The organism is Variovorax sp. P1_G12 (assembly GCF_056405555.1).
On sequence record NZ_JBFUBW010000009.1, the window covers coordinates 13,907 to 26,859 of the forward strand.

Annotated in this window: 11 protein-coding genes; 9 read left to right on the plus strand and 2 right to left on the minus strand. The window is 66.8% G+C overall.

Annotated elements, in window-relative coordinates:
* Positions 1 to 223: 223 nt before the first annotated feature.
* The 7 genes from rpiB to AC1D2O_RS12045 are packed head-to-tail and all read left to right on the plus strand — an operon-like array spanning position 224 to position 7,136.
* Positions 224 to 730 (plus strand): ribose 5-phosphate isomerase B, encoded by a 507-nt coding sequence (gene rpiB / locus AC1D2O_RS12015; protein WP_478157061.1) that lies wholly within the window; start codon positions 224 to 226, stop codon positions 728 to 730.
* 12 nt (positions 731 to 742) lie between these two features.
* Positions 743 to 2,221: a sugar ABC transporter ATP-binding protein gene (locus tag AC1D2O_RS12020; RefSeq protein WP_478087338.1), complete on the plus strand. Its 1,479-nt coding sequence runs from the start codon at positions 743 to 745 to the stop codon at positions 2,219 to 2,221.
* Positions 2,221 to 3,207 carry an ABC transporter permease gene (locus AC1D2O_RS12025; RefSeq protein ID WP_478087348.1) on the plus strand — a complete coding sequence of 329 codons (987 nt, stop codon included), beginning with the start codon at positions 2,221 to 2,223 and terminating at the stop codon, positions 3,205 to 3,207. Before AC1D2O_RS12020 ends, AC1D2O_RS12025 begins: the two co-directional genes overlap by 1 nt.
* A gap of 25 nt (positions 3,208 to 3,232) precedes the next feature.
* Positions 3,233 to 4,231 (plus strand): substrate-binding domain-containing protein, encoded by a 999-nt coding sequence (locus AC1D2O_RS12030; RefSeq protein WP_478087337.1) that lies wholly within the window; start codon positions 3,233 to 3,235, stop codon positions 4,229 to 4,231.
* The gene (locus AC1D2O_RS12035; protein WP_478087335.1) at positions 4,228 to 5,016 is read left to right on the plus strand and encodes a GolD/DthD family dehydrogenase; all 789 of its coding nucleotides are present in this window, start codon (positions 4,228 to 4,230) and stop codon (positions 5,014 to 5,016) included. Before AC1D2O_RS12030 ends, AC1D2O_RS12035 begins: the two co-directional genes overlap by 4 nt.
* Positions 5,017 to 5,041: 25 nt before the next feature.
* On the plus strand, positions 5,042 to 6,136 hold the full coding sequence (locus AC1D2O_RS12040) for an alcohol dehydrogenase catalytic domain-containing protein (RefSeq protein WP_478087333.1): 1,095 nt from the start codon (positions 5,042 to 5,044) through the stop codon (positions 6,134 to 6,136).
* Between the two features lie 43 nt (positions 6,137 to 6,179).
* On the plus strand, positions 6,180 to 7,136 hold the full coding sequence (locus AC1D2O_RS12045) for a sugar-binding transcriptional regulator (protein WP_478087331.1): 957 nt from the start codon (positions 6,180 to 6,182) through the stop codon (positions 7,134 to 7,136).
* A gap of 19 nt (positions 7,137 to 7,155) precedes the next feature.
* On the opposite strand, the gene AC1D2O_RS12050 is transcribed toward AC1D2O_RS12045, so the two are convergent.
* Complete coding sequence (locus AC1D2O_RS12050; protein ID WP_478157063.1) at positions 7,156 to 8,139, minus strand: ABC transporter substrate-binding protein; 984 nt, start codon at positions 8,137 to 8,139, stop codon at positions 7,156 to 7,158.
* 177 nt (positions 8,140 to 8,316) lie between these two features.
* Between AC1D2O_RS12050 and AC1D2O_RS12055 the strand changes: the two genes are divergently transcribed.
* Entirely contained in the window at positions 8,317 to 10,767 is a 2,451-nt protein-coding gene (locus AC1D2O_RS12055) for a sensor histidine kinase (RefSeq protein ID WP_478157064.1), read from the plus strand.
* A 67-nt stretch (positions 10,768 to 10,834) separates the two neighbouring features.
* A complete protein-coding gene (locus AC1D2O_RS12060; protein ID WP_478087325.1) occupies positions 10,835 to 11,959 on the plus strand; it encodes an adenylate/guanylate cyclase domain-containing protein in 1,125 nt (374 codons plus the stop codon).
* Here AC1D2O_RS12060 and AC1D2O_RS12065 read toward each other — a convergent pair.
* A complete protein-coding gene (locus AC1D2O_RS12065; protein ID WP_478157066.1) occupies positions 11,907 to 12,902 on the minus strand; it encodes a winged helix-turn-helix transcriptional regulator in 996 nt (331 codons plus the stop codon). The two genes, AC1D2O_RS12060 and AC1D2O_RS12065, sit on opposite strands and share 53 nt — an antisense overlap.
* Positions 12,903 to 12,953: the final 51 nt, after the last annotated feature.

Below are 12,953 nucleotides of genomic sequence, written 5' to 3' on the forward strand. Positions count from 1 at the left end.
TGATTTGCTCATTTGATCTTTTGATACATCAGCCAGAAGGTCTTATGTTTTATTAAGTTCGTGATTTCATGGAGTTTTCAACTGTCAATTTCAGCAAAACCAAGCAATTCCATGAAAACCAGATAGATCATTCGACCTTTCAATTGACAAATGATCATTTGTGGCAATACTCCCGACCGAAGCGGGCGATCGACTTCCGCTCATGAGGTCAGGGAGAACAAACATGAATGTGGCCATTGGCTGCGACGAAGCAGCTCGCGAACTGAAAGCCGTGCTCAAGGAGCACCTCCGCGCGCAAGGCCATGAGGTCACGGATTTCGGCACGCACGGCGATGAATCGGCGCTTTACCCCGACATCGGCATCGCGGTCGCCGAAGCCGTGGCGGGCGGAAAGCACGAGCGCGCGGTGCTGCTGTGCGGCACCGGCATCGGGATGGCCATCTCGGCCAACAAGGTCGCCGGCATCCGTGCGGCTCAGGCACACGACACCTACTCGGCGGAGCGTGCCAGCCGCAGCAACGATGCCCAGGTCATCACCATCGGGTCGCGGGTGGTCGGGCCGGAACTGGCCAAGGCCATCGTCGACCGCTATCTGGGCGCGCACTTCGAAGGCGGGCCGTCGAGCGTCAAGCTGGCCGTGATCGCCGCCTACGAGGGACGCAAGGCCCAAGCAACCGGCCGCCCGCCGACCGCGATAGACGAAGGTCAAGGCGCCGGCAACGACCGCTGAGCTCAGAGCCCCATGAACACGCCCCTGCTGAAAGCCGAAGGTGTCGCCAAGAGCTTCGGCGGCGTGCCCGCCCTGATCGATGGACGCCTCACGCTGGAACCGGGCAGCGTCCACGCCCTGTGCGGCGGCAACGGCGCCGGCAAATCCACCTTTCTCAACATCCTCATGGGCATCCTCCAGCGGGACGGCGGCGCCATCCAGGTCAGGGGCAAGCCCATCGACTTCGACGGCCCGGACGACGCCCTGCGTGCGCGGATCTCGATCATCACGCAGGAGCTTTCGCCCATCCCGGGAATGACGGTCGCCGAGAACATCTACCTGGGCCGCGAGCCCCGGCGCCTCGGCGTGGTCGTGGACTACCCGCGCATCCTCGCGACCACCGGGCGGTTGCTGGAGCGGCTCGGGTTCGACATCGACCCCCGAGCGCCTATGCACCGCCTGAGCCTGGCGCAGACCCAGCTCGTCGAGATCGCCAAGGCCTTCAGCCGCGACAGCGAGATCATCATCATGGACGAGCCGACCTCGGCCATCGGCGAGCGCGAGACGGAGGTGCTGTTCGATGCCATCCGCAACCTGACGGCCCATGGCGCCGGCATCGTCTACGTCTCTCATCGCCTGTCGGAAATCTTCCGGATCGCCGATCGATACACCGTGTTCCGCGACGGCCGCTTCGTCGAAAGCGGCCTGATCGGCGAGATCGATCGTGGCCACCTGGTCAGCACCATCGTCGGGCGACAACTGAAGCCGGCCGAAAAGGCGCGCCGCGCACCCGGCGCCCCGGTACTTCAAACGATCGCGCTCGGACGGCGCGGTGAGTTCTCGGACATTTCGCTGACCGTACACAAGAACGAGGTTCTGGGGATCTACGGCCTGATGGGTGCTGGCCGAAGCGAATTCCTCAACTGCATCTACGGCCTGAGTACGCCGGAGCACGGCGAAATCAAGCTGCGCAACAAGACGCTGGCCATCGGCAGCCCCGCCAGGAGCATCGCGGCCGGACTCTCGCTGGTCACCGAGGACCGCAAGGAAACAGGACTCGTCCTGACCAGCTCCATCGCCATGAACATCGCCCTGTCAGTCTATCGGCGCATGACGACCCTCTCGCTGATCAACCACCGCGCCGTCAGGAAACTGGTCGCGGCGATGGCCGAGCGCATGCGGATGAAGACCCGCTCGACGGCGCTGCCGGTCTCGTCCATGAGTGGCGGCAATCAGCAGAAGGTGGTGCTGGCGCGCTGCTTCTCCACCCAGCCGCTGTGCCTGATGTGCGACGAGCCGACGCGGGGCATCGACGAGGGTGCCAAGCAGGAGGTCTATCAACTGCTGAACGAATTCGCATTGTCCGGCGGCGCGGTCCTGCTGGTGTCTTCGGAGGCACAGGAAGTCCTGGACGCCAGCGATCGCATCGCGATTTTCAAGGCGGGTTGCCTGGTTGCCGTCGTCGACGCCAGCCGCGCAACCCAAGAGGAACTCCTGCACCTGGCTTCATGATGACAAACAACGCCCTTCACTTGCCCCAAGGCTCCGACCGCTCCTCGCTGGACCTGCGCGAGCTCTATGGCCGCTACGGCATCCTTGCGGCCCTGCTCGTCGTCTGCATCTCGCTGTCGCTCGCCACAGAGTTCTTCATGACCTGGGGCAACTGGGCCGACATCCTGCGCCAGACCTCCATCAACGGCATCCTGGCGGTCGGGATGACCTACGTGGTGCTCACCGGCGGCATCGACCTGTCGGTGGGTGCCATCCTGGCCTTCTCGGGGATCGTCAGCGCCTGGCTGGTCGCGAGCGGCGGATCCTACGGCGTGACCGGCAGCGTCCTCGCGGGATTGGGCGTGGGCCTGTTGCTGGGCGCCGTCAACGGCTTGCTGATCGCACGCTTCTCGGTGCCGCCGTTCGTGGCGACCCTGGGCATGCTGAGCGCCGCTCGCGGCTTCACCTACATCTTCAACGACGGCATGCCCGTCTCCGACCTTCCGCCGGGCTTCCTCGCGATCGGCGACGGTCGCCTTGGCGGCGTGCCGTTGCCGATCGTCATCTTCGCGGTCGTCATGGGGGTGTTCTGGTTCGTGCTTCGCTACACGATCTACGGGCGCTACATCTATGCGGTCGGCGGCAACGTGAAGAGCGCCAAGACCAGCGGCATCGGCACGCGCAAGGTCGTGTTCGCGGTCTATGCGGTCAGCGGGCTGCTGGCGGGGCTGGCCGGCATCCTGCTCGCGGCCAGGACCACCGCCGCCCTGCCCCAGGCCGGCATCTCCTACGAACTCGATGCCATTGCCGCCGTGGTCATCGGCGGCACCAGTCTTTCGGGCGGCACCGGATCGCTGGGCGGAACCCTGCTGGGCGCGCTGCTGATCGGCGTCATCAACAACGGCTTGAATCTGCTGGGCGTTTCTTCGTACTACCAGCAGGTGATCAAGGGCGTGATCATCGTCGGCGCCGTGCTGCTCGACACGTCACGCAAGAAGAGCACATAGGCAGTTTTTCACACAGGGAGACAACATGACACGACTGAAGAATCTGGCTCTGGCCCTCACTCTGGCGACCGCAGTGGCCGCGCATGCACAAGACAAACCCTTGCGCGTCGGGGCCGCGATCTATGGCCTCAAGGGCGAGTTCATGCAGATGTGGAGCGCACAGCTGAAGGCGCACCCTTCCGTGCAGGACGGCTCCGTGAAGATCACGATCTTCGACGGCAACTACGACGCACTCACGCAGAGCAACCAGTTCGACACGATGATCACGCAAAAATACGATGCGATCATCTTCGTGCCGATCGACCTCAAGGCCGGCGCCGCACCGGTGCAGAAGGCGATCCGGGCCGGCATCCCCGTCGTCGGCTCCAACACCCGCGTCGCCGGCGATGTCCTGACCTCCTACGTCGGCAACGACGACGTCGTCGCCGGCCGCATGGAGGCCGAAACGCTCATGAAGAAGATCGGCGGCAAAGGCAACATCGTCATCATCGAAGGGCCGATCGGCCAGTCCGCCCAGATCGAGCGCGCCAAGGGCAACGACGAAGTGCTGGCCCGACACCCCGAAGTGAAGGTGCTGGCACGCAAGACCGGCAACTGGTCGCGCGCCGAGTCGATGGCGCTGATGGAGAACTGGCTCACGGCGTTCCCCGGAAAGATCGATGGCGTCATCGCGCAGAACGACGACGAAGCGCTGGGGGCCGTGCAGGCGATCAAGTCCAAGGGGATGGACATCCGGAAGATCCCCGTGGTCGGCATCGACGGCATCGCCGCCGCCATCGGTGCAGTGCAGCGCAACGAGATGACGACCAACTTCCAGGACGCCCAGGCCCAGGCGCAGGGCGCGATGGACGTTGCGCTGCGCGCGATCAAGGGGCCTTCCTACACACCGCGCTCGACCATCTGGGCCGAGTATGCGCAGCAGATGCCCTGGGGCGACGGTACGGCGAAGTCGTACACGGTGCCCTGGACCGAGATCACGCCGGCCAATGCAGCGCCCTTCCTGAACAAGGTCAAGGCGCCATGACGCGCGAGGACACCGCCGCGAGCTCCCATTGGACCCACGGCTTCGATCTCTCGGGGCAGGTGGCGGTGGTCACCGGCGCCGCCAGCGGCATCGGGCTGGCGGCCGCCGAGTTGCTGTCGCAGTGCGGCGCCCGCCTCGCCCTGCTGGACCTTCGCGGCGAGGTGGCCGGCGTCGCAGCCGACCTCGAAGGCGGTCTCGATCGCCATCTGGCATGCGCTGTCGATCTGGAGGAACCCTCCGCGATCGCCGAGGCGATCGCGCAGGCGCACGACCGCTTCGGTGCCGTCGACATCCTGGTGAACAACGCCGGGGTCGCGCTCCTCGATGAGGCGGAAGACCTTTCCGAATCGGCGTGGGACAGGACGATGGCCATCAACCTGAAGGCCCCCTTTCTGCTCGCGCAGGCGGTCGGGCGCGGCATGAAGCAGAGAGGCTACGGACGCATCATCAACCTGGCCTCGCAGGCCAGCGTGATCGCGCTGAATCGCCATGCGGCGTACTGCGCCAGCAAGGCCGCACTGATCGGCCTGACCAAGGTGCTGGCACTCGAGTGGGCCCCACACGGCATCACCGTCAATGCCATCTCGCCCACGGTGGTCGACACCGACCTGGGCAGGAAGGCATGGGCCGGCGAAACGGGCGCCGCCATGCGAACGCGGATTCCGGTGGGCCGCTTCGCCAGGCCGGACGAGATCGCCGGCGTCATCCTGTTCCTCGCGAGCGACGCCTCGGCCATGGTCACAGGAGAAAACATCATCGTCGATGGCGGCTACACAGCCCAGTGATCGGCACTCCAGGGAGGACGAGACAATGAACTTTCACGACACGGACATGCTGGCAGTCGTCTGCCATGCGCCCCGGGACTATCGTCTCGAGCGGGTCAAGCGACCGGCGGCCGGCGCCAACGAGGTAGTGATCAAGATCGCCGCCTGCGGCATCTGCGCCAGCGACTGCAAGTGCCACTCGGGTGCGGCCCGCTTCTGGGGCGACCCATCAAGGAACAAGCCGGCCTACGTCAAACCGCCCGTGATACCCGGCCATGAATTCTGGGGCCACGTGGTCGAGATCGGCGCAGGCGCCGAGGCGTTCCACGGCGTCAGTCTTGGCGATCGGGTGATCGCCGAACAGATCGTTCCCTGCACCCGATGCCGCTACTGCAAGACGGGCTTCCGCTGGATGTGCGAGGTGCACGACGTCTACGGCTTCCAGCGGCAGGTGGCGGACGGCGGCATGGCGGACTACATGCGCTTGTCGGCACGCGCAGTGATTCACAAGATCCCAGGGCACATCTCGTTCGAGGATGCCTCCATGACCGAGCCCTTGTCCTGCGCGATCCACGCGGTCAACCGGGCCGACATCCAGCTGGACGACGTGGTCGTCATCGCCGGCGCCGGGACGCTCGGCCTGCTGATGGTCCAGGTCGCGCGCCTCAAGACACCGAAGAAGCTGATCGTGATCGACATGATCGACCAGCGCCTCGAATTGGCGCGGGGTTTCGGCGCCGACGTCGTGATCAACCCGGGGCAAGAGGATGCCGAGGCCATCGTTCGCTCGTTGACGGACAGCTACGGCTGCGACGTCTACATCGAATCGACGGGTGCGCCGGCCGGTGTCACGCAGGGCTTGAACATGATCCGCAAGCTCGGTCGCTTCGTCGAGTTCAGTGTCTTCGGGCGCGACACCACGGTCGACTGGTCGATCATCGGCGAGGAGAAGGAACTCGACCTTCGGGGCGCCCACCTGAGCGGCGACTGCTATCCCGTTGCGATCGACCTGCTCGCCCGCGGCCTCGTCAAGTCCGCGGGCATCGTGACCCACACCTTCGCCTTGTCCGAGTGGGATGCGGCGATCAAGCTCGCGGATTCGACGGACTCCATCAAGGTGCTGCTGAAGCCGGCACCTTGAGCCTGCCGGCGCCGGGCGGGTGGCGCGCTGATATAACCGCTGCATGACGGAAAACGACCTGGCTCAGCTCGCCACGCTGTACTACATCGATGGGCAGACCCAGGAAGAGCTTTCGAAACGCTTCGCGATCTCGCGCGCCACCATCGGGCGCCTGCTGCGCAAGGCGCAGAAGACAGGCATCGTCGAGATCCGCGTGCGTCCGCATGCAGCGCTCACGTCCGACCTGGAAAAGCAGTTGGTCGAGCGCTTCGGCATCCAGCGCGCGCTGATCTCCGTGGACCACAAGGAACCCGAAAGCCAGCGCGCGCTGCTGGCGGGCGTCGTGGCAGGTTACCTCGACCGCATCCTGGTCGACGACAGCGTGGTCGCGGTCGGCATGGGGCGCAACGTCAGCGCGGTCAGCGAGCACGCGATCTCGGCGACGCGCCGCAGTTGCGTCTTCGTGAGCGCCATCGGCGGCAGCTACCGGGGTGGCGAGACGATGAACGCCGACCACATCGCGCGGCGGTTGGCGGCGCGTTTCGGCGGCGAGTCCGAATCGCTCTACGCGCCCGCGCTGGTCGGGGAACCCGCCGTGCGACAGGCCTTGCTCGAGAACGACACCGTCCGCCATACGCTCGACCGCGCCCGGCGCGCCGACATTGCCATGATCGGCGTCGGCGACATGAGCGAGGACAGCAACATGGTCCGCATGGGCTGGTTCTCGGCCCGCGAGATCAGCGATGCCAAGCGCACCGGGACGGTCGGCGACATGATGGGCTACGACTTCATCGACATCCACGGCCGGCCGGCGATGACGCCGATACAGGGGCGGGTCGTGGGGCTCAATCGCAACGACCTGGAACGCATCCCCGACGTGATCGCGATCGTGGCCGAATCGAGCAAGGTCACGGCGATGCTCGGCGCACTGCGCACGCGCACGATCAATACGCTGGCGACCACGGCGAGCAACGCGATGGCGGTCTTGCAGCTGAGCAGCGCGACGCCTGGGGAGAATTGACCGCTCGCCCGCCAAAGGATCACTGGATCACCTTGTCCGCCCGGTTCAGAACCGACTGCGGGACCGTGAACCCGAGCCGCTTCGCCGTCTTCAGGTTGATCAGCAACTCGAACTTCGTCGGCTGCTCGATCGGAAGGTCCGCGGGCTTGGCGCCTTTCAGGATCCGGTCGACGTAGCGGGCGCCGTCCTTGCCCTCGGTGCCGTAGCCGGGTCCGTAGGCCATCAGGCAGCCGTTTTCCGCATAGTCGCCCCGCGCGCAGATCGATGGCAACCCATGTTCGATGGCCAGCTCCGCGATCAGCTTCTGGTTTGAATTGGCCACCGGGTTCAGCGTGACCCACACGGCATTGCTGCGCGCCTTGACGGCTTCCTTGAACGCTGCCGCATAGCGGTCGGCGCTGCCGGCCTCCATCGAATAGAGCTCGAGGCCCAGTTTCTCGGCCGGCAGCCGGCTGGCCTCCCACTGCGGGACGGAGCCGGGCGCCTGTGGATCCCACAGCACCGCCACACGGGCGATCCTGGGGTTGATTTCCTTGAGAAGCTCCAGCCGCTTGCCGGTGAGGATGGCCGCCACGTTGGTGATGCCCGTGCTGTTCCCGCCGGGCCGCGCAAGGCTCTCGGCCAGTCCGGTGGCGATCGGATCCGTGACGCCCATGAAGACGATGGGCACCGTCGTGGTCGTCTTCCTGGCGGCCTGCGCCGCGTTGGTCGTCACCGCGACCAGCACGTCGATGTCCAGGCGAATCAGCTCGGCCGCCAGGCTGGGGAGCCGCTGCAGATCCTGGCTCTCGTGGCGGTAGTCGATCAAAATGTTCTGCCCTTCGACATAGCCGAGATCCCGCAGCCCTTGCCGAAACGCTTCCAGGCGCGGCGCGTCGGCGCTGGCCGAAACGGCCGCCAGATAACCCACGCGCGCGACCTTCCTCGGCTGCTGGGCCCGGGCAAGGGAACCGGCAGCCGCCAGCACGGTGCAAAGAAGGAGCCACAGGATCTTGCTGCGCATCGGACATCTCCTTGTTGCCAGCGTCCTCAGAAGGGCGATTTTGCGCCGCTTCCGGCCCATCGCCTGTGCCTCATGCGTGGGGTCCGGGTCGGCCGATCGGCCTACGCGACCGGTCTTCCCATCGCGCGGACGGCGATGTCCAATGGGCAGGCCATGATGCCCCCGGATTCGTCCCCTGTGTCACCGACGGGCGAGCTCGCACCGCCAGCCGATGGCCGACGCTTCACGGTGCTGTCAAGGGCCACGCGGGATGTCCACCGCGGGCGCCTGTTCCGCAAGTACCTGCTGCTGATCCTCTCGCTGGTGACGACGGTGCTGCTGGCGTCCAGCGCGATCAGCCTCTATTTCTCCTATCAGGAGACCAAGGCGGCCCTGGCCAGCTTGCAGCACGAAAAGGCCGTCGGCGCGGCCTCCCGGATCGAGCAGCACGTCCAGCAGGTGTCCCAGCAGCTGGCCTACGCGTCCCTGGCCCAGCTCGACGCCTCGGACCTGGAGTCGCGGCGCACGGAATTCTGGCGGCTGCTGCGCCTGGCCCCGGAAGTGACCGACATCGCGCAGCTCGACCGTGCCGGTCGCGAACAGATCGCGGTATCGCGGCTGGGCATGGACGTCGTGGGTTCCGGCAGGGATCGGTCGTCGGAGACGCCGTTCCGCAACGCCGAGCCCGATGCGGCCTGGTTCGGGCCGGTGTACTTCAACCGCGACACCGAGCCCTACATGACGGTGGCGATCCGGTCCGGCGGCGCGAAGGGGCCGGTCACGGTGGCCGAGCTGAATCTCAAGTTCATCTGGGATGTCGTATCGCGCATCGAGATCGGCCACGCGGGCAAGGCCTATGCGATCGACGGCAACGGCCTGCTCGTGGCAGACCCCGACATCGGGCTGGTACTTCGCAAGACCAGCCTGGCATCGTTGCCGCATGTCCAGGCTGCCGCGGCGGCCGACGGCCCGTCGAAACCGCAGGCGATGGTGTCGCGCAACCTCCAGGGGGCCACCGTGCTGACCTCGATGGCGCCGATCGATTCGCTGGGCTGGAAGGTGTTCGTCGAACAGCCGATCGCAGAGGTGTATGCCAAGCTGAACGCCTCGATCCTGCGCGCCGCCGTGCTGCTGCTCGCGGGCCTGGCGATCTCGGCGCTGGCGGCATCGGTCCTCGCGCGCAGCATGGTGCGGCCGATCCGCACCCTCGCCCGCGGTGCGCGGCGCATCGGCCGGGGCGATCTGAATCCCGAGATCGTCGTCCACACGGGCGACGAGCTCGAAGGCCTGGCCCAGCAGTTCAACCGCATGTCGGTGCAGCTTCGCGAGTCGTACGGCGAGTTGGAGCGCAAGGTCGAGCAGCGCACCGCCGAACTGACGGCGTCGCTCGAGTACCAGACCGCGACAGCGGAGATTCTCAGGGTCATCAGCCGTTCGCCGACCGAGCTCCAGCCCGTCCTGTCGGCCGTCGCCGAGCGTTCCGCGGTGCTGTGCCGGGCCCACGGATGCCGGGTCTGGCTGCCGGAGGGTGATCACTTGCGCGCCATGACCGGCTACCAGGGCGCCAGCGACGGCTCCGAATCGGGCCGTGATGAAGTCCTGCCGCTGACGCGCGGATCGGTGGTGGGACGCGCCTTCCTGGAGCGCCGGACCGTGCACGTCGAGGATGTCGCCCGCCTGATCGATTCCGACTACCCCGATTCGCGCGACCCCCAGTCGCGCCACGGATTCCGTACCGTACTGGGCGTTCCCATGGTGCGCGAGGGCGCATCGCTCGGCATCATCGCCGTGGTTCGCAGGGAGGTGCGGCGCTTCTCGGAGGCCGAGGTCCGCCTCGTCGAGACCTTCGCCGACCAGGCGGTGATCGCGATCCAGAATGCGCGCCTGTTCCAGGAGATCGAGGACAAGAGCCGCCAGCTCGAAGTGGCGAACCGCCACAAGTCGGAGTTCCTGGCCAACATGTCGCACGAGCTGCGCACGCCCCTGAACGCCATCATCGGCTTTTCCGAGGCGCTGACCGAGCAGATGTTCGGCGACGTCAATGCCAAGCAGATGGAATACCTGCGGGACATCCACTCGTCGGGCCAGCACCTGCTGACGCTGATCAACGACGTGCTGGACTTGTCGAAGATCGAAGCCGGACGCATGGAGCTGGACCTGAGCTGCTTCGATCTCGGCCTGCTGCTGGACAACGCCCTGACCCTGGTGCGCGAGCGCGCGCAGCGCAACGGCCTGTCGATGTCGCTGGAGGTGGGCGAAGGGCTGACGGAATGGGTGGCGGACGCACGAAAGCTCAAGCAGGTGGTGGTGAACCTGCTGTCCAACGCGGTGAAGTTCACGCCGGCCGGCGGCCGCGTGCGCCTGGACGCCCGCCGCATCGAGACGGCAGCCGGCCCGGCCCTGGTCGAGGTGAGCGTGACCGACACCGGCGTGGGCATCGCGCCCGAAGACCACTCGCTGGTGTTCGACGAGTTCCGACAGGCCGGCGGCGATTACCTGCGCAAGGCCGAAGGCACCGGGCTGGGGCTGTCGCTGTCCAAGCGCTTCGTGGAGCTGCACGGTGGCACGTTGCGCGTCGACAGCCGCCCCGGCGAAGGCTCGACTTTCACCTTCCAGCTGCCGCTGCAGAGCCTGGAGGCCATCGGATGAACACGGTCCTGATCGCCGAGGCATTTCCGGCCGCCGCGCTTCGGCTGCCGTGCGGGGGGCGCTGGAAATGAGTCCGCATATCCTGGTCGTCGACGACGTCGCCAAGAACGTGCGGCTGCTCGCGGACGTCCTGACGGCGCGCGGCTACCGGACGAGCACCGCGGCGTCCGGCGAAGAGGCCCTGGCATGCATCGCGGCCGACCCACCCGACCTGGTGCTGCTGGACGTGATGATGCCGGGCATGAACGGCTATGACGTGTGCCGCGCCCTCCGCGCCGATCCCGCCTGCGCGGTGCTGCCGATCGTGCTGGTGACCGCACTCGATCCGGAGCAGGAGCGCGTGAAGGGCCTGGAGGCCGGCGCCGACGACTTCCTGGGCAAGCCCATCAACCAGGCCGAGCTGATGGCACGCGTGCGCTCCCTGTTGCGGGTCAAGACGCTGTACGACGAAGTCCAGCAGCAAAAGGCCTTGCTGCAGGCCTGGAACGCCACGCTGGAACAACGCGTGGCGGAGAGTGTTCAGCAACTGGAACGCGTGGGGCAGCTCAAGCGCTTCTTCTCGCCGCAGCTGGCCGAGGCGATTCTTGCCGGCGGCGCCGACGACCCGCTCAGGAGCCATCGGCGCGAGATCACCGTCGTCTTTCTCGACCTGCGCGGCTTTACCGCGTTCACCGAAACGGCCGAGCCCGAGGAAGTGATGGCCGTGCTGGCGCAATACCATGCCGCGATGGGGCAGCTGGTGCTTGCCCACGAGGGCACGCTGGAGCGCTTCTCGGGCGACGGCATGATGATCTTCTTCAACGACCCGCAGCCCGTGGCCGATGCGCCGGCGCGCGCATTGCGCATGGCGGTCCAGATGCAGCGCGAGATGGCGGCCCTCAGCGGGCAATGGCGCCGCCGGGGCTATGACCTGCACATGGGCATCGGCATCGCGCAGGGCTTCGCGACGCTCGGCGGCATCGGCTTCGACGGGCGCATCGACTACGGGGCCATCGGCACGGTCACCAACCTGGCCGCGCGCCTGTGCGGCGAAGCCGGCGGTGGAGAAATCCTGATCTCGCAGCGCGTTCAGGCGGCCTTGCAGGACGTCGCGGCGAAGACCGCCGAATGGTCGATCGAGGGAGCGGGTGAACTGGAACTCAAGGGGTTTCAGCGCCGGGTGGCGGCGTGGCGGGTCGTGGCCGCGTCTTGATCGGATGATGCGCCGCGGGGCCCTCCGCCCGCACCTCGCGCGCCAGCAAGGGCTGCTGGCAGTGGCTGCACACCACTTGCGGCGCGAACGCATGTCCGCAGGCCCGGTGCATCGGCCGGATCGAGCTCGGTTCGATGAAGTGATGGCGGCTGGCCCAGCTCGAAAAGCACAGGATGTAGCCGAACAGGTCGCGGCTCGCGGGCGTCAGCCGGTAGATCCTTCGCCGGCCGTCGGCCAGATCGGCCTGGCTCAGCAGCAGCCCGGTGTCGACCATGCCCGCCAGCCGGCGCGTGAGCACGCTGCTGCCGATGCCCAGCACATGACTGAGTTCGTCGAAGTGATGACAGCCGAGCAGCACGGCCGAGATGATCAGCAAGGCCCAGCGGTCCACCCGTAGGCCCAGGCCGGGCTCCCCACCTTCGGCCTGCGCCAGCCGGGGGGCGCGGCCGCGCGCGGGCGGGTGTTCGCGCAGCGCGTCGACGGCCTCCAGCGTGAAGCTCAGGTCGCCGATGCCGACCTTGTCGCCGCAAGCCCCGCAGGCCAGCCAGGGCACGAATGGGTGGCCGCAGCCGATGTGGACCAGGCGCTCGGGCAGGTCGGAGGCACGAGCCCCCCAGCGCCGCTCCCACGACCACATCATGAGCACATGCGGGTAGAGCGTGAGCCCCTTGGCCGTGAGGTGGTAGCCATGCCGCAGCGGGCGCTGCTGATAGGGGCGCTGGCGCAGCAGGCCGAGCGCGGTGAGCGCGCGCAGGCGCTGGGCCAGCGTGTGGCGTGGAATGCCCAGGCGGCTCTGCCATTCATCGAAGCGCCGCACGCCGAGAAAGGCGCCGAGCACGACCGCCATGGTCCAGCGGTCGCCCAGCAGTTGCAGGCCGTGGTCGAGGGTGCTGGTGGCCAGCGCGTCGCGACGCAGGTCGAGTTCTTCGGGAGTCAGTGGCACCGGATGATTGTCAGCTTGTGGGTCGCGCGCCGCCGCGCTCAGCCACGAAGC